Here is a 23,139-nt window from a genome sequence, read left to right as displayed (position 1 = left end):
AGCTAACTCCTCCCTTGGGCAGCAGTTCCCTCCCCCGCGTGCGGGGGAAGGTGCCCGAAGGGCGGATGGGGGCAAGCGCGGAAACCCGCTTCCAGTCGCCCCCACCCCAGCCCTCCCCCGCGTCGCGGAGGAGGGGGCCATTCATGGATGCGACCGGCCGGCCCTGCGTGAAGGCCGCTTCGATGCCTGGTTCCCGATTCTGCATTCCCCGCTTCAAGCCGCTTCCTCCACGCGCTTGACCGCGTCGAACGCGATCGGGCCGTCCGGCTCGCCGCGCAGGAACTGGCGCACCAGCGGGTCGGCGGTGTTCTCCAGTCCGGCCGGCGTGCCGCTGAACACTAGGCCGCCATTGGCGATCACCAGCGCCTGATCGGCGATGGGCAGGGTTTCGTGGACATGGTGGGTGACGATGATGCTGGTCAGGCCCAAGGTGTCGTTGAGGCGCTGGATCAGGCTCATGATCACGCCGCTGGCAATCGGATCCAGGCCGGTCAGCGGCTCGTCGTAGATCATCAGCGGCGGATCCAGCGCCAGCGCACGGGCCAGCGCCACGCGGCGGGCCATGCCGCCGGACAGTTCGCGCGGATACAGATCCGCGGCGGCGCGCAGGCCCACCGCGTTCAATTTGAATTCGACGATGCGCCGGATCAGCGGCGCCGCCAGCCGGGTGTGCGTGCGCAGCGGCAGCGCGACGTTCTCGGCCACGGTCAGATCGGTGAGCAGGCCATTGCCCTGCAACAGCACGCCGATGCCCTTGCGCATTTCCAGCAGCGCGTGGCTGCGGCGCGGCACGGTTTGCCCGAATACTTCGACCTGGCCCGCGGTGGGCGGCAGTTCGCCGGTCAGCGCCGCCAGCAACGTGGACTTGCCGCTGCCGCTGGGGCCGAGCACGGTGGTGATGCTGCCGCGCGGCACCGACAGCGCGATGTCGCGCAGGATGGTGCGCCCGCCGCGGTCGAGGCGGACGTCGGACAGGCGCACGGCGGGTGTGTCGGCGGATGTCATGGCGGCGGCATTTAACGGAAAAGCAACGAGGAAGCTTCGCGTGAGATGGCTGAACAAAACCGAACTGGCCGGTACAGGTATTGTGCCGGAATCCCGGCCAGGAACGCCGGGGGCCGCGCGGGAAACAGCATCCCGAATCGGCCCGCTGAATCTCCCGCGTCTCGGCGACAGAGACGCCGCTGCGGCAAGATAGCCGGATGCCCGACGCCGCCGCGCCCGACTTCCGCCTCTACCACTCCAATTCCCTGGACGTCCTGGCGGGTCTGCTGGCCGCCGAGCTGCGCCAGCCCCTGCCGGGCCAGTCCCTGCTGGCGCCGGAAGTGGTGCTGATCCCGCAGGTGGCGATGCGGCGCTGGCTGCAGGCCACGTTGGCCGCCGAGCACGGCGTCGCCGCCAACCTGGAATTCCTCACCCCGGGCGAATTCGTCGCCCGCGCGCTGGCCGCCAACGTGCCAGGGGAGGGCGACGACCTGGACGCCGCAGGCCTGCGCTGGCGCCTGTACGCCGCGCTCACCGATTCCGCATTGCTGGCCCGACCCGCACTCGCATCGCTGCGCGGCTACCTGGCCGACGGGGATCCGGTGAAGCCGTGGGCGCTGGCGACCGAACTGGCCGGTGTGTTCGAGAAGTACCAGGCCTGGCGCCGCGACTGGCTGCTGCGCTGGGAAGCCGGCGCCGACCCGGCCGATCCGCAGGCGGTGCTGTGGCGGCACATCGCCAGCGGGGGCGAACACCGCGCGCGGCGCATCCAGCACTACCTCGACCGCTTCGCCGGCCCGGCGGCGGCCTTGCCCGAAGGCATGCCCGCGCGCCTGTTCGCCTTCGCCACCCTCAACATCTCGCCCGACGTGCTGCGCGTGGTCGCCACCCAGGCGCGCGCCGGCACCCTGCATTTCTACCTGCCCACGCCCACCCGATCCTATTGGGGCGATCTGCAGACGCTGGGCGAGCGCCTGCGCGCCGGCGACGCCGATCCGTTTGGCGAGGAACCGGGCGAGAACCCGCTGCTGCAGGCCTGGGGCGCGGCGGGCCGCGATTTCATGGCGGTGCTGGGCAGCTATGAAGTGGTGCATCCGGCCGGCGAGATCGCCGCCTATGCCGATCCCGCCGACGACTCCGCGCCGACGCGCGCCCAAGGCGGCCTGTCCGACAGCCTGCTGCGGCACATGCAGCAGGATCTGTTCCACCGCCGCGCCGCTCCCTCCGGCCCGCGGCGCGACACCCTCGATCGCCACGATCCCAGCATCCAGGTGCATGCCTGCCACACCCGCCTGCGCGAAGTGCAGGTGCTGCATGATCACGTGCGCGCGCTGCTCGACGACAAGCGCTTCGACCCGCCGTTGCAGCCGCGCGAGATCGCCGTGCTGGCACCGGACATCGATCCCTATGTGCCGTACCTGGACGCGGTGTTCGGCGGCGATGGCCACGACGATGCGCTGCCGTGGGCACTGGCCGACACCAGCCCGCTGGCCAGCGAGCCGTTGGCCGAGGTGTTCCTGCGCCTGCTGGACCTGCCGGTCTCGCGCTTCGGCCTGGACGAAACCCTCGACCTGCTCGCCAGCGCGCCGGTCGCCGAGGCGGCCGGCCTGGACACCGACGCCATCGACCGCCTGCATGGCTGGTTGCGCGAAGCCGGTGCGCGCTGGGGCCTGGACGCCGCGCATCGCGCCGCCGCCGCCGCGCCGGCCGACGATGCCTACACCTGGCAATTCGCGCTGGACCGCCTGCTGCTGGGCCACGCCAGCGGCGCCGAAGACGACATCGCCGGAGTCGCGCCGTGGACCGGATTGGAAGGCGGCGCGCTCGACGCGCTCGATACCCTGATCTGCCTGTTGCGCGAACTGGCCCGCCAGCGCCGCGATCTGGCCCAGCCGCTGCCGCCGGCGCAGTGGCGCGAACGCCTGCTGCGCCTGCTCGATGCGTTGCTGCCCGAGCGCCCCTCCGCGCCGCGCGCGCAACGCGCGCTGGATCGCCTGCGCACGCTGGTCGATCGCTTCGCGCGCGACGCCGAAGCGGCCGGCTATGCCGACGAGGTGCCGGCGGAAGTGGTGCGCGCTTATTTCGCCGACCTGCTGTCGCAGGCCGACACCCGCGCGCCACTGCTCACCGGCGGCATCAGCGTTGGCCGGATGGTGCCGATGCGCCTGCTGCCGTTCCGGGTGATCTGCCTGCTGGGCATGAACGACGGCGAGTTTCCGCATCGGGATCCGGCCGCCGGGCTCAACCGCCTGACCGCCGAACTTGGGACCGGGCGCCGGCGCCATGGCGACCGCTCCACCCGCGAGGATGATCGCTACCTGTTCCTGCAGTTGTTCGCCGCCGCCCAGGATGTGTTCTACCTGAGCTACCAGGGCGCGGACCCGCGCGACGGCAGCGTGCGCGAACCCTCGGTGCTGATCAGCGAACTGCTGGATGCGGCGGCGGCGTACCACGCCGATCCCGCCGCGCGCAAAGCGCTGGTGGTGCAGCACACCCTGCAACCGTTCGCGCCCGCCGCCTTCGGCAGCAAGGAGGAACCGCGCCGTTTCAGCTACCGCGCGCAATGGCGCCCGGCCGCGGATCGCGCCGGCGGCGCACGCCACCCGCCGCCGCCGTGGCTCGCGCAGCCCTTGCCCGCGCTGGACGCGCCGGAAAGGGATCTGTCGCTGGATACGCTGCGTCGCTTCCTCGCCGATCCGCAAGGCCAGTTCCTGGCCCAGCGGCTGGGCCTGCGCCTGCCCGAACCGATCGAGACCGCGGAGGATGTCGAACCGCTGGTGCTGCCCGGCGGCGGACTGGAACGCGCAGCCTTGCAGCAGGCCGTGATCGAGGCGCTGGATGATGGCCAGGAAAGCGGGCTGCGCGAACGCCTGCGCGCGCGTGCGCTGCTGCCGTCCGGCGTGCTGGGTGAACGCCAGTTCGAGACTCTGCTCGCCGAGATCCGCCCGTTCGCGCAGGCGCGCCGCGATTGGATGGAAGGGGAGGCCCTCACGTCCGAGCGTTATGAAGTGGAGCTCGACGGCACGCACCTGCACGGCCGCGTCGCCGATCTGCATCCGCGCGGGCTGGTGCGGTTGCGTGCCGGCGCGCTCAACGGCAACGCCGCGCTGCGCTGGGGCCTGGACTGGCTGCTGGCCAATGCCGCCGGCGCGAACCTGCCGCTGGTGCAGTTCCACGACGGCGGCGACGGCCCGGGGCCGCACCTGCTCGAAGCGCTGGATCCGGACCAAGCACGCGACGCGCTGCGCCAATTGCTCGCCCTGCATGCACAGGGCCTGCGCGAACCGTTGTGGTTCGCGCCCTACACCGGCTGGGACATCTGGAACGCCGAACCGGACAAGCGCCGCGCCGCCGGCTGGAAGCGCTGGCACGGCGACGGCAACGGTGGCTGGGCCGAAGGCGAGGGCGAAGCGATCCGGCTGGCGCTGCGCGGCCGCGATCCCTTCGCCAGCGAGGCGGACTACCTGCGGCTCGAACGCACCAGCCTGCGCATCTATGACCTGGTGCGCCGGGGCCGCGCGCATGGCGACGCCATGGAAGCGGAGGAGGCCGCATGAGCGCGCCGGATCCCGCCAGCCAGCCCTACCTGACCCGCGGGTTGGACGGCGTCCAGCTGATCGAGGCCAGTGCCGGCACCGGCAAGACCTACACGCTGGCCACCCTGTTCACCCGCCTGATCGTCGAACAGCAGCTGCGCATGGGCCAGGTGCTGGCGGTGACCTATACCGAAGCCGCCACCCAGGAGCTGCGCAAGCGCATCCGCGAGCGCCTGTCGCTGGCCGCGCGGCTAGCCGGCACCGACGCCAATGAGGGCGACAATGCCGAAGTCGCACTGACCCGCCACATCCTCCAGCGCCATCTTGCCGGCGGCGGGGAAACCGCCGACCAGCTCGCCCGCCGCCTGCGCATCGCGGCGGAGGAAACCGATCTGGCCGCCATCTTCACCATCCACGGTTTCTGCGCGCGCGTGCTGCGCGAACATGCGCTGGAAACCGGACAGGGTTTCGATGCCGTCGAACTGCTCGGCAATGCCCGCGACCTGTACGCCGAGGTCGCCGCCGACCTGTGGCGCGTGCACGCGGCCGATGCGGTGGATGCCGACGCGCTGGTCCGCCTGTGGAACAGTCCTGATGCACTCGCCGCCGATCTGCCGGCGCTGTGCGGGCCGTTGCCGCTGTATCCGCAGGACACGGCGAATACGCGGGATGACGACGCGCCGCCCGGCCTGGCCGGCGCCTGCGATCGGCTGGCGACCGGCATTGCCGCCCACGGCGAGGCCTACTTCGGTGCGGTGCTGGCGGCGCTCGATGGCGGCGTGCTCAACAAGACCTCATACAAGCCCGACTGGCTGGCCGCGTTGCAGCGCCAATTGCAGCAATGGAGCCAGCGGCCGGATCCGCTGATCGTGCTGGACGAACGCATCGAACGACTCACCCACGAGGCGTTGTCCGCCAAGACCAACAAGGCGCATGCCGGCAAGACGCCGCTGTCGCCCCTGCAGCCGTTGATCGCCGATTACCTGCAGGCGCTCGAGCGTTGCGCGCAATGGCGGCGCGGGCGGGCCATCGGCCTGCTGCATCGCCTGCGTGGCGAAGCCCGCCAGCGCCTGGCGGCGCTCAAGCGCACCCGTCGCGTGCAGACCTACGACGATCTGATCGAAGGCGTCGCCGAGGCGCTGGAAGGTCCGGATCGGCAGGCGCTGGTGGCGCGGCTGCGCGCGCAGTACCGGGTCGCGCTGGTGGACGAGTTCCAGGACACCGACGAGCGCCAGTGGCGGATTTTCGCGCGCGTGTTCGGCGATTCGGAAGAGGTGCGCACGCTCGGCGACGTGCCGGCGCTGTTCCTCATCGGCGATCCCAAACAGGCCATCTACGGTTTTCGTGGGGGCGACGTGGACACCTACCTGCTCGCCCGTCGGGTGGCCGACGAGGCGCCCCGGCTGGCCCACAATTTCCGCTCGCGTCCGGCGGTGCTGCGCGCGACCCAGGCGCTGTACGACGGTGCCGATGCCGCGGGCCAGGAGGCGTTCGCCCATCCCGGGATCCGCTTCGAACCGGTGCAGCCCGGCGACAAGCGCACCGATGCCGATCACCTGCGCGATGGGTTGCCCGCGCCCGCGCTGACCCTGCGCCTGCTGCAGGGCGAGGACGGCCAGCCATTGGCCGCTGACGGATCACGTGCCGCCGCCACCGCCGCCTGCGTCGCCGATATCCATCGCGTGCTCGCCGATGCGCGCGAAGGCCGCGCGCTGATCGACGGCCGTCCCGTGCAACCCGGCGACATCGCGGTGCTGGTGCGCAACCACAAGGATGCCACCCGCATGCAACAAGCGCTGGCGCGCGCCGGCGTGCCCGCGGTGGCCGCCGGCAAGCAGAGCCTGTTCGACACCGGTGAGGCCGGTGAATTGCGCACCCTGCTGCTGGCGCTGCTGCAACCGGCCGACAGCGGCCGCCTGCGCGCCGCGCTGTCCACCGTGCTGCTGGGCGAGGACGCGGCCGCCATCGCCGCGCTGGAAGTGGAGGGCGACGCGCAGCGCCACCACCAGGCCCGCCTGCTGCACTGGCGCGAGCGCTGGCAGCGCAGCGGTCCGCTCGCGCTGGTGTCGGATCTGTGCGCCGAACAGGCCGAGCGCCTGCTGCAACTGGTCGACGGCGAACGCCGCATGACCAACTACCTGCAACTGGGCGAGCAATTGCAGGAAGCCGCCACGCGCACGCTCGGCCTGCATGGCTTGCTTGATTGGCTGCAGGCGCGCATCGCCAGCGCCGATCCCGACGACGAGACCCAATTGCTCCGCCTGGAATCGGACGCGCGCCGGGTGCAGATCGTTACCCTGCACAAGAGCAAGGGCCTGGAGTATCCGCTGGTGTATCTGCCCTTCACCGGCATCGGCACCCGCCGCCCGGACAGCGGTCGCTACCGCGTGCTGCACGAAGATGGCCAGCGCGTGCTGCTGTGGCGCATCGACAAGGACGATCCCGCCTGGAAGGCGGCGGGCGAGACCGCCCGCAGGAACGCCGAGGCCGAAGACGCGCGCCTGCTCTACGTCGGCTTGACCCGTGCCGAGCATGCGCTGTGGATCGCGGCCGGCGACATCACCGACATCGACAAGAGCCGGCTGGCGCCCCTGCTGGCCGGCATCGCCGCGCTGCGCGATCACGCCGACATCCATGTCGTCGAAGGTCCGGCCGAACCGCCGCCGCCACGCCTGTCGCCCGAACACGAAGCATCGGTCGCGCCCGCGCGCATCGCCACCCGCCGCGTCGCCGCCGACTGGTGGGTCTACAGCTTCACCCAACTGGCGCACGCGGAAGCCGGCGGCGATCCGCTCGCCGCCGCCACCCAGGCAGACCCCGGTGGCGGCGACGAGACCCCGGCCGCGGATCCGGACGCGCCCGCCACCGTGGCCGCGCTGCCCGTCGCGGCCGATCCGCGATTTGCCGGCAGCCGCTTCGGCGTGGTCATGCACGCGGCGCTGGAAAATGCGGACTTCGCCGCCTGGCGCGATTGGCGCCGAGACGACCCCGCGCCCCCCGGGCAGGATCTCGTCATCGCCGACGCGTTGCGCGAGGGCGGCTATGCCGAGGCCGATGTCGCCGCGGGCGTGGAGGTGCTGGTGCCATTGATCGGGCACACCCTCGGCACCGCGTTGCCCGAAGGCGTGCGCCTGGCCGACCTGCCCGCGGACACGCGCCGCGCGGAAATCGAATTCCACTTCGCCATGACCGCCACCCCGGTGCCGGCGCTGCTCGCGCTGCTGCATCGCCACGGCGTGCTGCGCACGCGCAGCGCCTTCGGTGCGCGCCAGCGGCTGGAAGGCCTGATGACCGGCCTCATCGATCTCACCTACCGCCACGATGGCCGCTGGTACGTGCTCGACTACAAATCCAACCAGTTGCCCGGTTACGACGCCATGGCCATGCAGCAGGCGATGGCGCATAGCGAATATGACCTGCAGGCGCTGATCTACACCCTGGCCCTGCACCGCTGGCTGCGTTTCCGCCTGGGCGATGCTTACGACTATGCGCGTGATTTCGGCGGCGTGCGGTATCTGTTCTGCCGCGGACTGGATCTGGACCGGCAGCCTTCGCCCGGCGTGCATGCGCAGCGTTTTGATCCGGATCTGGTCCACGCCCTGGATGCGCTGTTCGCCGGCAATGCGGCAACCGCCCATCGTGACCCGCCCCCTCCCCCGCAGGCGGGGGAGGATTGGGGTGGGGGCAAGCGCGCCGGTGAATCCGCATGAGCACCTCCGGTCTCCTGAACACTCTCTGGCAGGCGGGCCACCTGCGCACGCTCGACCACGCGCTCGCCCAGAGCCTGCGCCGCCTGGATCGCGACACGCCGGACGAAGTGCTGGCCGCCGCCGCGCTCGCGTCGCTCGCCGTCTCGAAGGGGCATGCCGGCCTGCTGCTCAGCCAGCCGCGGGCGTTGCTCGACACCGAAGCCGAGTGTGCCTGGCCGGATGCCGACAGCTGGCGCGCGCAACTGATGGCCTCGCGCTGGGTCGCCCGTCCGGACGGCGCGGATGAAGCCTCCGACGCGCATGCGCCGCTGGTGCTGGAGCAGGGACTGCTCTATCTGCGCCGTTATCGGGAATACGAGCGGCAGCTGGCGCTGGGATTGCGGCGCATCGCGGCGCAGCAGATCGATGAGGGGAGAGACGTGTCCGCGCTTGAACCCTTGTTTGCTCGATTGTTTCCAGGCGCCCCCATCCCAACCCTTCCCCCGCACGCGGGGGAAGGGCTCGAGATTGCGCGAAACCAGACACTCCCCCTGTTCGCAGATGAACAACCTGACATCAAATCCGAAGCATCCCTTCCCCCGCCTGCGGGGGAAGGGGCTCGGAGTGCCTGCCCCAGACCTGATCCGGGGGCGGATGGGGGCAACCCGATCCCCGATCACCAGGCACTCGCCGCCACGCTCGCGCTCCTCCACCCCCTCCTGCTGATCACCGGCGGCCCCGGCACCGGCAAGACCACCACCACCGCGCGCCTGCTGGTGCTGCTGGCCGCGCAGGCCCGCGATGCGGGCCGTGCGCCGCCGCGCATCGCACTGGCGGCGCCCACCGGTCGCGCCGCTGAACGGATGGCCGAGAGCGTGCGCCACGCCACGCAGGCGCTGGCCGCCGTCGGCATCGACGCCGATCTGCTCGCCGCCCTGCCCACCACCGGCACCACCCTGCATCGCCTGCTCGGCACCGTCCCGGATTCGCCGCGCTTCCGCCACCACGCCGACCATCCATTGCCGTTCGACATCGTGGTCGTCGACGAAGCCTCGATGATCGACCTGCCATTGATGGCCAAGCTGGTCGACGCCATCGCCGACGGCACGCGACTGGTGTTGCTCGGCGATCCGGATCAGCTGCCTTCGGTGGAAGCCGGTGACGTCCTGTCCGCCATCCTCGGCGCCGCCATCGACGGCAACCGTGAACCGGAATCCGGTCGTCCCGACGAAAGCAGGGACCCCTTGCCCACGCAGCCCCGGGATGCCAAGGATGCGCGTTTCGCGTCGGATGCGCGGGAAACCTTCCCCGCCGTCCGCGTCCACCTTCAGCGCGGCTGGCGCCAGAGCCAATCCCTGCAACTGGCCCCGCTGGCCACCGCCGTCCGCGAAGGCGATGCTGGAACCGCACTGTCGCTGCTGCGCGCCGGTCGGTTGTCCAACGTACATTTCCACGAAAACCTGGAAGATCCGTTGCAGGCCCGGCAGGACGAATTGCTCGCCCACTGGCGCGCACTCGCGGCCGCCGCGTCGCCGGTCGAGGCGCTCGCCCTTTCCAGCCGCCTGCGCATCCTCACCGCCGTGCGCGAAGGACCGCAGGGCGCGCGCACCCTCAATGCGCGCGTCGAGCGGCTGTTGCTGGAAAGCCAGGGCATGGGCCTGCCACGGCCCGGTCAGCCTCATTTCCACGGCCAGCCGATCATCGTCACCGAGAACAGTTATCGCCACCGCCTGTTCAACGGCGACATCGGCATCTGCCTGAAGGACGGGCAGGGCGCGTTGACCGCCTGGTTCCCCGGCGATGACCCGCACCAGCCGCGCGCCTTCCATCCGGCCGCGCTGCCCGCGCACGAATCCGCCTTCGCCATGACCGTGCACAAGGCCCAGGGATCGGAGTTCGATACCGTCTGGCTGCTGCTTCCCGCGCGCACCAACCGCGTGCTTTCACGCGAACTGGTCTATACCGGCCTCACCCGCGCCCGTCGCGAACTGCACGTGGCGGGCGACGAAGCAGTGATCCGCGAGGCGCTGGCACGGCACGCGAGTCGCTGGTCGGGATTGGGATGGCGACTGGGCCGGGCTCAACCAAGGGAATGAGGTTTCCATGCACCCTGAAAAACTCTTCGCAATGAAGTTCTCGAGCGTGTATCCGCTGTACGTCAGGAAGGCGGAAGCCAAGGGACGTACGAAGGCGGAGCTGGACCAGGTCATCCACTGGCTGACCGGCTACGATCAAAAAACACTGCAGCGGCAGCTCGATGCCGGAAGCAGCATCGAGGCGTTCTTCGACGACGCGCCCGCGTTCAATCCGAGTGCATCGCTGATCACCGGTGTGGTCTGCGGGGTCCGGGTCAAGGAGGTCGAACATCCCCTCATGCGGAAGATCCGCTACCTGGACAAACTGGTCGATGAACTGGCGAAAGGGAAGGCGATGGAGAAGATCCTGCGGAAATGATCCGCGGTGCTCCCCGCCACCGCCTTCGATGGCGCCGTTTCAGTCGTTCGATACGCGCTCCAGATCCGTCCAGTACGGAAACATGTTCATGTTCTCCGAGGTCTTGCGCCAGGCGACGATTTCGCCGTCGATCCGATTGCCACGCAGCTTCAGCGCCAAGGACAGCTGATCCAGGTTTTCGCGGCGTGTATCGGGGCTGCCGACGTCGCCCTTGACCTCGCCCGACACCAGGCCGTCGATCAGGCCGAAATCGGCAATCGGGTTGGCCGGACCGTCGCCAACCGACATCGTGGCTTTGCCCTCATCCGAAATGGTCAGCACGGTCGGCAGGCGCTTGCCTTGGGCGAGCAGCGTCCCGCGCCAGGTGCCGCGGTAGTCCTTCAGGGGGTGAAGCGGCACCAGCGGCGGGTTCGCCGGGCGGGGCAAAGTGGTCCAGCCGGGCACCACCGTTTTCAGCAGGCGGTCGCGTACGCCGTCGATGAAATTGTGTTCGCCGCGCCGGTTGCTGAGCACGATCACGGCGGCCTCGGCCGAGGGCACCAGCACGAATTCCGCATTCACGCCGGCCTGTCCGCCGCCATGATGCAGCACGCCGATCTGGCCGGGTTCGTCATAGATCTCCCAGCCCATCCCGTAATGGAAACGCGGGGCGACCTGCGTGGCCGGGCGATGCAGTTCGTCCAGGCGTGCCTGATCCAGGATCCTCGCGGAGGCATCCAGCCCCTTGCCGCCCAGGTGCAGCATCGCGAAGCGAGCCAGGTCATGCGCGCTGGCATACAACTCGCCGGATCCCGGCGTGGCGGTCAGGTAGAACGGCAGCGGCTTGCCGTCGTCGGCGTAGCGAACGGCCATCTCGGCGCGGCGCGAGAGATCGGTGTCGAAGAAGCTGTCCTTCATGCCCAGCGGCAGCAGGATGCGATCGCGCAGGAACCCGCCGAGTTCCTGGCCAGACTGCCGCGCGACGATTCCGCCCAGGATGCCCATGGCCACGTTGGAATATTCGTAGCGCTCGCCGACGGGCGCGACCAGGTGGCCGTAATCGCGAACGAGTTCCGGAATGGTCGGCTGCTGGCCGGCTCCGCCTTCGGGATACATCGCGAACATGGTCGGCAGGCCCGACGAATGCGTCGCCAGCCGGCGCACGGTGACCTCGTCGGCAGGACCGCCTGCATCGACGATCTTCTCCGCACCCAGGTAATCATTCGCCGGGCGATCCAGCGCCAGCTTGCCTTCCGCCGCCAGCATCATCGCGGCCAGGGTGGTGAACGGCTTGGTGGTCGAGGCCACCGAGAACGCGGTGTGCGCCGTCGCCGGCCTGCGCGCCGCGCGATCCGCCCAGCCAAAGCCCTGCTCCCACAGGATCCGGCCGTCCTTCACCACCGCCACCGAGATGCCGGTCAGCCGGCCGGCGGCGACTTCCTTCTCGATGTCGGCCCGGATGGCAGCGTAGGGGTCCGATGCCGCCGCGCCGGCGGCGAACGCGGCCGGTATCCACAGCGTGGCGACGAAGAGCAGGAAAAGCAGGCGAAGCGTGCGTGCTGCATTCATGGGCGGCTTCCGGGTACGCGATCGTTGTGTGTGGGATGCGGGCATTGGGGAAGAGGTTTAATCCGAAGGCGGAGCCGGCTCATGGTCGAGGCCGCCAGCGTTGGAAAAAGGAATGAAATGGAGCGCGCATCGAACCGGTTCTTCCCCTTGCGTGCAGACGGCATCAAGAGTTAATCGGATATCTCCTGATTCGCGGGTTCGACGATGATGCTCGCACTTACTCCCATCAGATTCTCCTGTCCGGACACCCTGGCGACCCCGTCGATGGAATAGGACCCATTGATCCAGTGCCTGCGGTCGGGAGCGCGGCACAGGGTCCGGAGAAACACGTTATCAGCCCCTCCCGGCCCAAGTGGCACCTGGTGGACGCTGACAAATGGCATGGTGCCCGGACGCCAGTGGGTCTGGGGTGCGAAGTCGTTTGGGCCGGGCCGCCCGAAACCTGATCCGTAAAAGGATTTGATCACCACGACGACCGGCCGGCTCGTGCGATTGTCCACGTGGACGACTTTTCCGCAGTTGTCCGCCCGCGCGTCGCCGCAAGCACCCAGCCACACCCCCAGGAAAGCGATGACAAGCCCGGTACGCATATCGGTCATGACGGGAACCGCTGGCGGGAGGCCTGAATCCCAAGCCATTCCCATCGATGGGAGCCGTGTCCGGCCCGGCTCGGGTTACGATGCGGCACTTCCCACGTCGCCTGCTGTCGAACCCGTCCATGAAGGCCCGCACCCCCGACGCATCCACGGCGGCATGAGCAAACTGACCCGCGTGCAGACCTGGGCGACAGCCCCCAGGGTCGAACGCCTGCAATCGTGGATAGCCGCGATCTTCAGCGCGCTGCTGCATCTGCTGATGGTGCTGATCCTGCTGTATTCGTCCAAGCCCACGATAACCACGCCGCAGAGCGCCGCCGGTGGCAGCCGGGTGCGGGTGGACTTCATCGGCGAGCCGAATCAGTCGGACAATCCCGTGGAAGCACCGCCGAGCCCGCCCCCGACGCGTCCGCCCGAACCCATTCCGCCGCCGCCCGCGGCCTCGCGCCTCCAATCCACCCTGGTCGATCGCGCCGAAGACCCGTTGCCGCCCGAGTCGGCCACGCCTTCGGACAGCCAGAGCACGCGGCGCGTGCCGCAGTTCGTCGAGCGTCCCAGCGAATCCCCGCCGCAGCCTCCCCGCGCGTCCTCCTCGGCGCGGCGTCGCCCCGAAACCTGGACGGGCCGCCCACCGGGCCTGGTCGCCCAGGACCTGGCCCCCGAGAACGCAGGCCTGTCGAACAGCCCCGCCATCCGCAACGGCCGCGGGCGCGATGCCGCCGCCAACGGACCCAGCATGGAGCTGGGTGGCTACCTGGTTTATTACGACGTGCTCAGCGAAGCCCGTCTGCGCGCCTGGGCCGAGCAGGGCATGAAGGAGCTGTCCATTCCCCTGCCGGGCACGCGCTACTACATGGTCTGCCCGCTGGAGATCGCATTGCGGCGCGGCTCCGGCAAATGCCGCGCGCTGGATCCGGATTCGCCGGAAATGCAGGCCATCGGCGACGCCCGCCAGGCCGTCACCATGCTGCGGGTCTACAAGCAGGGCGAACTGGTCTGGCAGGGACCGGGGCCGTATCGGTGAACCTGCGCGCATCGCGCTGACGTTGTTTCGGAGCCATTGAACGGAATATACGAACCATATATGATTCGTATATTATTCAATCGAGCACACTCATGGGCATCGTCAACATCGATGATGATCTGCACGACCAGCTGCGGCGCGCCTGCACCGTGAGCAACCGCTCCATCAATGCCCAGGCCAGCTTCTGGATCAAGGTCGGCATGCTCTGCGAAATGAATCCGGAGCTCAGTTTCCAGGAGATTGTCGCCAGCGAGCTGCGTGCCGCCGGGGTGAAGCCGCAACCGCTGCGGCAGTCGCGCACGTGATCAAGAGCGCCGCCGAAGTCGAGTTGATGGCCGAAGCCGGTGCGCTGCTGGCAAGTGTCTTCGACGTGCTGGACCGGACGAAGCTGGAAGGCTGTAGCACGCTCGACATCAATGATCTCGTCGAACGCATGATCGTCGACGACCTGAAGGCACGCCCCGCCAGCAGGGGACAGTACGGATTTCCGTACGTGCTTAATGCCTCCATCGACGATGTCGTCTGCCACGGCATGCCGTCCCGGGACGACGTACTGCGCAGCGGCCAGATCGTCAACCTGGACATCACCCTGGAGAAGAACGGTTACATCGCCGACTCCAGCACCACCTACCTGATCGGCGAGGTGGCCTATCCCGCACGCCGGCTGGTGGCGACCACGTACAAGGCCCTGTGGCGCGGCATCGCCGCCGTGCGCCCCGGCGCGCGCCTGGGTGATGTCGGCCACGCCATCGCGCAATACGCCAGGGCCCACGGCTACAGCGTGGTCAAGGAATACTGCGGGCACGGCATCGGTCGCGAGATGCATGAGGACCCGCAGGTCCTCCACTACGGCAGGCCGGGTACCGGCCTGGAACTGGAAGCAGGCATGGTCTTCACCATCGAACCCATGCTCAACCAGGGCAGGGCAGCGATTCGCTCGCATCCGGACGAATGGCCCGTATACACCCGCGACGGCAAGCTGTCGGCGCAGTTCGAACATACCGTGGCGGTGACCCGGACCGGCGCGCGGGTGCTGACGCTGCGGGCCGGGGAGAAGCCGCCGTTCGATGTGGATTGAAGGCCGGCTTGTCGGCCGAATGAGCCGCCCTTAGGATTGGCGGCGGGAAGTGGCGGCACGACGGAGTTTCTCGTGAGGCACGCAGGACGCATCACCGAATGGAATGATGAACGTGGGTTCGGGTTCGTCGTTCCCAGTGGCGGCGGCGATCGCGCCTTTGTCCATGCCAGCCAATTCCAGCGCGGCTCGCGACAGCCGGTTGTCGGCGATTTGATTTCCTACGAAACCACGCGGGACGCGAAGGGCCGCCTGAATGCAAGGACCGTCCGCTTTGCCGGCCAGAAGATCGCGGTGCCGGCAAGCAGCGTGCGGCTCCCCGCCTGGCCGATGGCGCTGGTCTTCTTCTCGCTGCTGGCGCTCGCCACCTACCTCGGGAAATCGCCCATCCTCGTCTTCCTGGCCTACCTCGCGGCCAGCCTGGTGTCGTACATGATGTACTGCCTGGACAAGGCCGCCGCGGAAAAGGGATATCGCCGCACCCCCGAGTCCACCCTGCACCTGATCGATTTGTTGTGCGGCTGGCCCGGCGGTCTCGTCGCCCAGCAGCAGTTCCGGCACAAGACGGCGAAGGCCACGTTCCAGACCAGCTACTGGGTGACGGTCGTCCTGAACCTGGCAGGCGTTGCTTGGCTCATCGGAAGTGGCAAGGCGCAGTGGCTGTCCGGCGCTTTGTTTGCGGAATGATCATTTGATCCCGGTGCGCGCAACTGCGGGCTTGAATCGACCGCACCACCACCAGCTGCAAAAGAAGATCATGTCGTCAGGACCTTTCCATGGATATTGAGATCCATAACTCGGAAGCCGTCACATCCGTTTTCGGGTACTGGCCGAACTTTCATGACGCCGAAGTCGTCGAGCTGTCACTCATGCGGGCTGGCGAGTCCAGCGCATTCCCGAGCGCCCGGGTCAAGATCCATGCTTTTCGGGTGACTTCCGAAATCGATGATAGGGGCCGATACGTCACTACCGACCATTCACTGGTGACGATGCTGTTCGAGAGAGTCGAGGCCCTGGAGCTGGATGGCTTCAACCACCAGAACGCGATAAACAGGCTGCGGATTGAGGCCATCGACGGCGACCGCCTGGCCGTGAACTTCGAAGCTGCCTACGGTCTGGATTGCGCCTTCCAATGTCGTTCCGCATCGGTGCTGAGCGTGGAACCCGGCATCCCGCGATACAGCATCTGCTCCACTTGAGCGAGCTGGATTCAAACCCTTCGACGAACAGGACCCCGACATGAAAACCCGCGGGCAAGACGCGGCGCCCTTCACCTCGCCTGCGACGCCTCGAACACGGCCAGCTGCGCGGCAAACGCGCGCTGATATGCAGGCCGCGCTTCGCCACGTGCCACGTAGGCGGCCAGGTTCGGATACCCGTCCACCAGCTTCGAACTCCGCAGCCGCTGCAGCACCGAGATCATCAGCAGATCAGCGGCGCTGAAGGCGCCGTCCAGCCAGTTGGCGTCGTCCAGGTGCGCGGACAACTGGGCAAGACGTGCGTGCACGCGTGGCTCGAGCAGGGCCATGCGCGGTTCGAACCAGGGCTCGCCGCTCTCCGCGATCTTCATCATGCCGTGCTCGACCACCGGTGGCTCCATCGTGCTGACCGCCGTGAACATCCAGGTGATCGCCCGCGCGCGGGCATTCGTGTCGGACGGCAACAGACCGGCGTGGCGCTCGGCGATGTGGAACACGATGGCGCCCGAATCGAACAGCACCAGTTCGCCTTCCCGATAGGTCGGGATCTGCCCGAACGGCTGCAAGGCCAGATAGGCCGGTTCCTTCATCTCCTTGAAGGAGAGCAGCCGCACCTCGTAGGGCTGGCCGACTTCTTCCAGCGCCCAGCGCACGCGCATGTCGCGGGCCAGGCCCTGGCCGCGATCCGGCGAGGTTTCAAAGGCGGTGATGGTGGGGTACATGGGAGGACTCCTTGGGGCGGATGGCGCGATTACGTCGGGTTCGTCGGGGTCGAATGCCCGGCCTTTCCTGGATAGACGAACAGCGGGGTCAGGGATCGACAGGCTGTTGATGCGGGTTTTCGAATCGGATGGCGCCCCGAGCGGGGCCGCGATATCGTTAGCCCGCTGGTTTAGGGAACCGGCTATGGGGTAGCGAAATCGAGGGGACAAGGATGCAGGCACGACGTTGGCTGAGCATGATCGTGGTCGTCGCGGCGCTAGGGTTGGTGGGTTTCGGTGGCAAATCGAAGCCCGCCATCAAAATGCTCACCTCGGTGCAGATCGAGTATGTCGACGAACCCATGGGCGCGATGCAACTTCCGGCGGATACGGTGCGCGTGCCGGACAGCCAACTCATCGTGGCGGGCGACCATTACTCTGCTGGCTCGGTGCTGGTGGGCGGTCTTCTGGGTGCGCTCATCGACACGGCGCGGAGCAATGTGGCGAGCAAGCGCCTGCTGAAGAACAACCCGGAGGTCGCCCTGCATTTCCAGTTGAATGATCGTGCGCGCGAAATCACCCAGACCCGACTCGCGCAGATGTCGCCGGGATCGGTGAATACGTTCGCGCCCGATGGGGCATCGCGCCTGCAGGTGTGGGTGACGGTGATCCTCAACTTCACCCACGACCAGGCATACGCACGGCCCTATGTGTGGCTCAAGGCCGGCCTGGTCCCGGCGGGGATCCATCACGCGACCTGGCAGACGAACTACTTCGCGTCGTGGGGACCGGCCCGGCCAATGGAGGGTGACGGTGGCTGGTCGGCCGACGGAGGCGCGGAGCTGCGCCGCACCGTTGACCTCGCGCTGCAGGAAGCCATCCACGTCATGCTGGCGGACGTATCCCAACCCTTTCCCCGGGACCCTTCGACCCTGCAGATCATCAAGATGGACTATCCATATGATCGGGAGGCCATGAACTCCAAGGTGTACCGCTTGGGCGAAGACGAGAAGTTCGTGTACTTCATGCCCAAGGTCGGTGATACCTGGGGCAAGGCAGGTGTGCATGCGGTCGACAGATACATGCTGGAGTACTACACCAGGACGGGCCGATTCGCGCCGAAAGCAGGCGAGGGGGAAGTGCCCTGACAAGGCGGTCGGATGCATTCGCCTACTGGGCGCGACAAGAGATGGCGTTCGAGGCCCTTTAGCCGTGAATCCCGAGAGCCGCGCCGCCTGCCGAAGCAGCGATTGACCGGAGAGCGGCGTGCCCGCTAGGCTGATGAAAGCCTGGCAACCGCGAGCTTCCGATGCTCAAGTCTGCATTTCTCCTGACACTGCTTTTGTCCACGGGAGTGGCGCATGCGGGGGATGACTTCGACGAACGTGTCGCGCGCGCAAGGAAGGTCGAGCGCTCATCGCCTGCCGGACGCGACTACCTGATGCGATACATGCCCGAAACGAACGCGGCCTTCGAAAAAATATACAGTGACTGTTCCCGTCTGGGCAGGAAAGGCGAAGCAGAGATCTTCACGCTGGTGTTCGATATCGACGCCACGGGCAGCGTCACCCATGTCACGGTGGCGGAGAAGGACCGGAATGAATACACGCGGTGCTACGCGGAAGGTATGACACGAATAAAAGGGCCGCCACCGCCGGAATCATTCGCGGAGAAGGGGTTCCCGGCGGTGATTGAAGCGACGCACCATATCAAGCCGTAAGCCCATGCGAGAAGGTAATGCCGTTGGTAATCCGTCGTCTGATTCCCGGCAGGCATAGCAGGGCGATCGGTACCTACCCACCATCCCGCTGCACCCGCGCCCGATAGTCATGCACGTTGTCGCCGCTGATGCGGGTCTCGCGCGTGCCGGTGACGGTATCCACCTTGGTGTCCGAGCCGGTCACCGGCTTGGCCTCGACCGTGGTTTCGCGTTCGAACGCGTGCGACTTGTCGGTGTTGCGGTAATACCGATACAGGGCCCAATAGAGCGCCGTCGCGCCGACCGGGCCGGCCGCCAGCAGCCAGAGTCCACCGTCATCGCTCATGAGCCCACCACCAGGAACCAAAGGACAAGGGATTCGATGATCGTGCCGGTGGTGAGCGCGGCCAGCAGCAGCTTCCACTGCTGCACCGGCACGCTGCCCATGGTTTCACCGGTACGGCCGTTCACCGCGATGTAGTGCAGCATGCCGCCGTTGCTGCCGGGCTGGTGGTAGGAGTAGAGCCACACCGGCAGGTACATCGACACCCAGCGGGTGCCGTGGACTTCCAGTTGCTCGCGTTCCCAGCGCACGCCGCGGTCATAGCGCTCCACCGAGTCTTCGACCTGGGCCCGCGCGATCGACAGCAGCTGGTCTTCCAGGCGTGGCCGCATCCGTTCCACGTCAAGGTTGCGCTTCTCCGAGCTGAAACCCAGCAGGTAGGAGGCATTCCATTTCAACGCGTTCTTGGTGTCGAACGGCAGGATGGTGTTGATGATGTTGTTGGTGTTGACCCGGGTATCCAGGTTGCCGCGCTCGGAGGACGATTCCAGCGGCAGGTCGTCCACGGTGAAATCCACCGCCCGCTTCACCTGGTACACGTCGGCGTCGTAATAGGTCTTGCGGTTGTTGCCGGAGCCGCGCGTGTATTCGCGGGTCTTGATCTCGCCCTTGCCGATCACGGCGGCGCTCGCGTTGCCGTCGACGATCATGTAGGGCAGGTAGACGCCGACCACGTTCTCCGGGGTGAACTGTTCCTTGAATGCCTTCAGCGCGAACAGCTGCCGCTTGTCCACGAACTGGCGGATGCGCGCCACCGCATCCTCCTTGCCGATATGGAACGGCAGCACCGCGTCGGGCACCGCGCCGTTGGCGACCTGCTCGTTGACGCCGAACACATGGCGGCACCAGTGGCAGCGCGCCGTCATCGTACTCTCGGTGTTGACGGTGACCTCGGCGCCGCAGCCGGTGCATTTGAAGCTCATCAGGCTGGCCGCGCCGGCGTCGATGTCGCGCGCGCCCGAGGCGATGACGGTGCCGCGCAGCCGGTCGATGCCTTCGCCCAGCCCGAACGCTTCCTCCACCCGCGCGCCGTGCCACTCGTGGCGGCAGTACTGGCAGACCAGCAGGTCGGTGCCGAGCTTGAGCCGGACATCGGTGGCGCCGCACTTCGGGCAGCGGTTCAGGCCGTCGCGGAGCTCGGCCGACGCCGTGTCCAGCGCCACCGGATCCGGCGCCTCCAGTTCTTCGCGGATTGCGCCGGGCAAGCTGGCCGGATCGACCGGAAACTGGCCGGGCAGGGGCGGCACGTCGCGTGGCGAGCCGGGGCCGGTCACGGGCGCCGCCGGCAACGGCGGCGGGGTCTTGGGGTCGGACATGGTCGTGCTGCGTCCCGCGTGCTTACAGGCCCAGCGCCTTGGCCTTGAGCGCGTCGTAGTCGGCCTGGGTGATGAGGCCCAGGTCCAGCATTTCCTTGGCCTTCTTCAGCCGGGCGACCGGATCTTCCGCCGCCGGCGTGGCCGGGGCCACCGGCTGCTGCAGGCTGCCGACGCCGCCGACCATGCCGGTCGCCATGCCCAGTCCAACCAGCCCGGCGGCGCCGCCGTTCTCGCCGGCCGACTGGATGCCCTGCGCCACGCTCGCTTGCAGGTTGGAATTGCCGCGTCCGCCCGACAGCGCGTCGGCGCGCTGCACGGTCTTCAGCAGCTCGCGGGTGTTCGCGTCGTACTCGATCGACACGACCGCGGTCTTGACGATGGCCAGCCCGCGATCCGAATTCCACTGGTAGCCCTGCTCCACCGCCTCGGACAGGCTCTTCGCAAAGCCCAGCGAATCCTGCTGCAGCTTGGTGATGCGATTGCCCTTGGCCGGATCGTTCGTATACAGGCTGAAAGCCGGCGCCAGCGAACCCACCACCTCGTTGAACAACTGACTGGCGGCGGCGTTGTCCATGTCGGTGAAATCGAACACCTCGCCCGGCTGCAGGTAGCGCGCCGGCACGAAGTTCTTCACGAACAGGATGGGGTCGACGATCTTCAGCGTGTAGGAACCACGCGTCACCGCGCCCACCTGGGTATTGAGGAAGCCGTCGTCCCAATAGATTTCCGACTGGGTGCCGAAGCGGTTGTCCGGCAGCTCCTTCAACGACACGAAGAACGCCGCCTGCTGCGAACCCGGCTGGCCGCCGAACTTGAAGCGCTCCCAGCTCTGCTTGATCAACGGACTGACCAGGCCGTCGCCGGCAAAGATGGACTGCGAGTTCACGTCGTCCGAGCGCCACTCGTAGCCGCCCGGCTCGGCGACGAACCCGGTCACCGCGCCGTCCTGCATCAGCAGCAGCCCGTAACCCTCGGGCACGACAATCTTCGAGCCGTTGGTGATGATGTTGGAGGAGCCACGGGTGTTGGAACCCCGCCCCGCATTGGTCCCGCGCGGCACCGCCGCGAACAGCGCCGCCGTCGCCGGCAGGCCTTCCGGCACGGTGTAGAAGTCCTTCCACTGGTCCGCCAGCACGCCACCGACCGCTCCCGTCACCGCCTGTACAAGACCCATGACAAACTCCCTTCCATTTCATGACGGGCACCGCGCCCGTGGATGGGCGGAACTATAGCAGCGCCATGACTACAGAAAAGGCTGAAAGTCATGCCAACAGGCCGCTCCCGCCTCTCATGAACAGGAACAAGGCCGCCGCAGAAGCAAGCACCCGTAGAAGCGACGTAAGTCGCGAAGCCTTCCCCCAACCCCCATCGCAACTCACGTCGCTCCCACAAGACGCATGCGGAACAAAACAAGCCCCCAAAAATCGCCACCCACTCCTCCGCCACACCATTAGAACAACTCATGCGTCGCACAAGTTTTGGTCATTTGTGCGCCGAAGCTTGCCCGGGCAATGTCCTCGTCCTTCCAGACAGAGGATGGCAGTGGCATGAACGCAGTTGATGGGTTTCGTTCGGCGCTTCGGGTTTTCACGCTGGTCATCGCGGCCGTCACGGCGCCGCCGGTCCTGGCGCAGGATCCGCCGGAATGGTCCGCGCCGGTCAAACCCTTCCGCATCGCCGGCAATGTCCACTACGTCGGCACCCAGGGGCTGGCCGCCTACCTCATCACCACCCGTGACGGCGCCATCCTGATCGACGCCACGCTGGCGCAGAACGCCGGCCAGATCGAGCGCAACATCGAAAGCCTGGGCGTGCCGCTGCGCGAAGTGAAGCTGCTGCTCAGCGACCACGCCCATGCCGACCACGTCGGCGCGATGGCGCAGCTCAAGCGGGACACCGGCGCGCGCTTCCTCGCCAGCGAAGGCGACCGCTGGGCACTGGAGAACGGCAGGAACGAGGGCGACAACAACTACGGCGTCATGCCCTTCGATCCCATCCCGGTGGACGAGGTCATCCAGGACGGCCAGACCGTCCGCTTGGGCGAAGTCGAACTGACCGCCCACCTCACCCCCGGCCACACCCGCGGCTGCACCAGCTGGAGCATGACCGTGGACGACCGCGGCACCCCGCGCCGGGTGCTGTTCCTGTGCAGCATCACCGTGGCCGGCAACACCCTGGTCGGCAACAAGGCCTATCCCGGCATCGCCGACGACTACCGCGCCACCTTCGCCAAACTCGCCGCAATGCGCGCGGACATCGTGCTGACCAGCCACCCGGAGATGGCGGATGTGCTGGAGCGGGCGGCCAAGCGCGATGCGGGGAAAGCGGATGCGTTTGTCGAACACGGCCTGCTTTCCACATTGGTGGCGGACTTCAAGGCGGCGTTCGAGGACGCGTTGGAGGAACAGGAAGCCGCGAAGCGGCCTTGACTGAGGGAGTCCGTGAAGCGTTTGGACAAAGCGGCGCGCGGCCCCCGTATGCACGTGTGAATGACGGCGCTGGTCCGAACAGCATGCGGCTATACTCTCCCCGCACAATGGGGGTTTGCCTGCATGAAGACCGCATTGATTCCGTTTCTCTTCGTTGTCGCCACCTTGACGGGGTGCGGTTCCGCGCCCAATGAAGAAGAACGGGTGGCATTTGCCCAGGACGCTTCAAAAATATTGAAGACCGCTGGAAAGGGCGAGCTTTCACCGGATAGTTGGTCGTCTCCACTTTCCGATCTGGAACCCACTCGGGTATACGTTACGAATGAGGGGCTCTACTTAGTCATCTCATCGTCCTTCGCCGACGAGCGCGGACTTTTCGTACCCCGAAATCCTGACTTTGCGCCGCGGGCTGGAACCGACCCCACTTATACCCCTGTCCGAAGTGGCGTATTCGCCTACCGTATCAAGGGGTAGTTCGGTTCTTGGAACGTTCCCGACAGCACGACGGGACCAATAGATCCTGCTCGAGTGATGTCTATATTGTCT

The 23,139-nt window shown here is 67.5% G+C and carries 20 protein-coding genes; 13 read left to right on the top strand and 7 right to left on the bottom strand.

The genetic code is table 11. The annotated features are described in order from the left end of the window. Positions 1-213: 213 nt before the first annotated feature. Complete coding sequence (locus AC3DE2_RS09465; RefSeq protein ID WP_488425990.1) at positions 214-1,005, bottom strand: ABC transporter ATP-binding protein; 792 nt, start codon at positions 1,003-1,005, stop codon at positions 214-216. 197 nt (positions 1,006-1,202) lie between these two features. Here AC3DE2_RS09465 and recC point away from each other — a divergent pair, with 197 nt between their 5' ends. From recC to AC3DE2_RS09445, 4 genes are read left to right on the top strand one after another with little or no spacing between them, the layout of a single operon-like run. Continuing rightward, positions 1,203-4,541 (top strand): exodeoxyribonuclease V subunit gamma, encoded by a 3,339-nt coding sequence (gene recC, locus AC3DE2_RS09460; protein ID WP_488425989.1) that lies wholly within the window; start codon positions 1,203-1,205, stop codon positions 4,539-4,541. After that, positions 4,538-8,230 (top strand): exodeoxyribonuclease V subunit beta, encoded by a 3,693-nt coding sequence (gene recB / locus AC3DE2_RS09455; protein ID WP_488425988.1) that lies wholly within the window; start codon positions 4,538-4,540, stop codon positions 8,228-8,230. The genes recC and recB overlap by 4 nt, the downstream gene beginning before the upstream one ends. Further along, positions 8,227-10,305, top strand: a complete 2,079-nt coding sequence (gene recD / locus AC3DE2_RS09450) for an exodeoxyribonuclease V subunit alpha (protein WP_488425987.1) — start codon at positions 8,227-8,229, stop codon at positions 10,303-10,305. Before recB ends, recD begins: the two co-directional genes overlap by 4 nt. Before the next feature lie 7 nt (positions 10,306-10,312). Beyond that, positions 10,313-10,663 (top strand): DUF2200 domain-containing protein, encoded by a 351-nt coding sequence (locus tag AC3DE2_RS09445; protein ID WP_488425985.1) that lies wholly within the window; start codon positions 10,313-10,315, stop codon positions 10,661-10,663. A gap of 39 nt (positions 10,664-10,702) precedes the next feature. On the opposite strand, the gene AC3DE2_RS09440 is transcribed toward AC3DE2_RS09445, so the two are convergent. Continuing rightward, a complete protein-coding gene (locus tag AC3DE2_RS09440) occupies positions 10,703-12,211 on the bottom strand; it encodes a serine hydrolase domain-containing protein (protein ID WP_488425984.1) in 1,509 nt (502 codons plus the stop codon). 170 nt (positions 12,212-12,381) lie between these two features. Further along, the gene (locus AC3DE2_RS09435) at positions 12,382-12,810 is read right to left on the bottom strand and encodes a hypothetical protein (protein WP_488425983.1); all 429 of its coding nucleotides are present in this window, start codon (positions 12,808-12,810) and stop codon (positions 12,382-12,384) included. Between the two features lie 154 nt (positions 12,811-12,964). Here AC3DE2_RS09435 and AC3DE2_RS09430 point away from each other — a divergent pair, with 154 nt between their 5' ends. The 5 genes from AC3DE2_RS09430 to AC3DE2_RS09410 all read left to right on the top strand — a co-directional run bounded on the left by AC3DE2_RS09430 (position 12,965) and on the right by AC3DE2_RS09410 (position 16,105). Further along, the gene (locus AC3DE2_RS09430) at positions 12,965-13,831 is read left to right on the top strand and encodes a type II toxin-antitoxin system RelE/ParE family toxin (RefSeq protein WP_488425982.1); all 867 of its coding nucleotides are present in this window, start codon (positions 12,965-12,967) and stop codon (positions 13,829-13,831) included. 92 nt (positions 13,832-13,923) lie between these two features. Further along, positions 13,924-14,136, top strand: a complete 213-nt coding sequence (locus tag AC3DE2_RS09425; RefSeq protein ID WP_488425981.1) for a ParD-like family protein — start codon at positions 13,924-13,926, stop codon at positions 14,134-14,136. Further along, complete coding sequence (gene map, locus AC3DE2_RS09420; RefSeq protein WP_488425980.1) at positions 14,133-14,909, top strand: type I methionyl aminopeptidase; 777 nt, start codon at positions 14,133-14,135, stop codon at positions 14,907-14,909. Before AC3DE2_RS09425 ends, map begins: the two co-directional genes overlap by 4 nt. Before the next feature lie 72 nt (positions 14,910-14,981). Next, positions 14,982-15,593, top strand: coding sequence for a DUF1294 domain-containing protein (locus tag AC3DE2_RS09415; RefSeq protein ID WP_488425979.1), 612 nt, complete (start codon positions 14,982-14,984; stop codon positions 15,591-15,593). Between the two features lie 89 nt (positions 15,594-15,682). Next, complete coding sequence (locus tag AC3DE2_RS09410; protein WP_295383162.1) at positions 15,683-16,105, top strand: Imm50 family immunity protein; 423 nt, start codon at positions 15,683-15,685, stop codon at positions 16,103-16,105. 71 nt (positions 16,106-16,176) lie between these two features. Here the strand turns inward: AC3DE2_RS09410 and AC3DE2_RS09405 are convergent, their stop codons facing one another. Beyond that, the gene (locus AC3DE2_RS09405) at positions 16,177-16,827 is read right to left on the bottom strand and encodes a glutathione S-transferase family protein (RefSeq protein ID WP_488425978.1); all 651 of its coding nucleotides are present in this window, start codon (positions 16,825-16,827) and stop codon (positions 16,177-16,179) included. A 236-nt stretch (positions 16,828-17,063) separates the two neighbouring features. Between AC3DE2_RS09405 and AC3DE2_RS09400 the strand changes: the two genes are divergently transcribed. Both AC3DE2_RS09400 and AC3DE2_RS09395 read left to right on the top strand, forming a co-directional pair. After that, on the top strand, positions 17,064-17,954 hold the full coding sequence (locus AC3DE2_RS09400) for a hypothetical protein (protein ID WP_295383165.1): 891 nt from the start codon (positions 17,064-17,066) through the stop codon (positions 17,952-17,954). A 161-nt stretch (positions 17,955-18,115) separates the two neighbouring features. Further along, the gene (locus tag AC3DE2_RS09395; protein ID WP_295383166.1) at positions 18,116-18,526 is read left to right on the top strand and encodes a hypothetical protein; all 411 of its coding nucleotides are present in this window, start codon (positions 18,116-18,118) and stop codon (positions 18,524-18,526) included. A gap of 73 nt (positions 18,527-18,599) precedes the next feature. On the opposite strand, the gene AC3DE2_RS09390 is transcribed toward AC3DE2_RS09395, so the two are convergent. The 3 genes from AC3DE2_RS09390 to AC3DE2_RS09380 are packed head-to-tail and all read right to left on the bottom strand — an operon-like array spanning position 18,600 to position 21,338. After that, positions 18,600-18,851 carry a hypothetical protein gene (locus AC3DE2_RS09390; protein ID WP_295383168.1) on the bottom strand — a complete coding sequence of 84 codons (252 nt, stop codon included), beginning with the start codon at positions 18,849-18,851 and terminating at the stop codon, positions 18,600-18,602. Further along, the gene (locus tag AC3DE2_RS09385) at positions 18,848-20,164 is read right to left on the bottom strand and encodes a TFIIB-type zinc ribbon-containing protein (protein ID WP_488425977.1); all 1,317 of its coding nucleotides are present in this window, start codon (positions 20,162-20,164) and stop codon (positions 18,848-18,850) included. The genes AC3DE2_RS09390 and AC3DE2_RS09385 overlap by 4 nt, the downstream gene beginning before the upstream one ends. Positions 20,165-20,186: 22 nt before the next feature. Continuing rightward, a complete protein-coding gene (locus AC3DE2_RS09380) occupies positions 20,187-21,338 on the bottom strand; it encodes an SPFH domain-containing protein (protein WP_488425976.1) in 1,152 nt (383 codons plus the stop codon). 373 nt (positions 21,339-21,711) lie between these two features. Between AC3DE2_RS09380 and bla the strand changes: the two genes are divergently transcribed. Further along, the gene (bla, locus tag AC3DE2_RS09375; RefSeq protein ID WP_488425975.1) at positions 21,712-22,593 is read left to right on the top strand and encodes a subclass B3 metallo-beta-lactamase; all 882 of its coding nucleotides are present in this window, start codon (positions 21,712-21,714) and stop codon (positions 22,591-22,593) included. 123 nt (positions 22,594-22,716) lie between these two features. Continuing rightward, positions 22,717-23,067 (top strand): hypothetical protein, encoded by a 351-nt coding sequence (locus AC3DE2_RS09370; RefSeq protein WP_488425974.1) that lies wholly within the window; start codon positions 22,717-22,719, stop codon positions 23,065-23,067. The last annotated feature ends 72 nt before the right edge of the window (positions 23,068-23,139 follow it).

The organism is Pseudoxanthomonas sp. 68-E7 (assembly GCF_057773145.1).
Note: the sequence above shows the minus strand (reverse complement) of the source record. Positions and strands in the feature narration are given on the sequence as shown.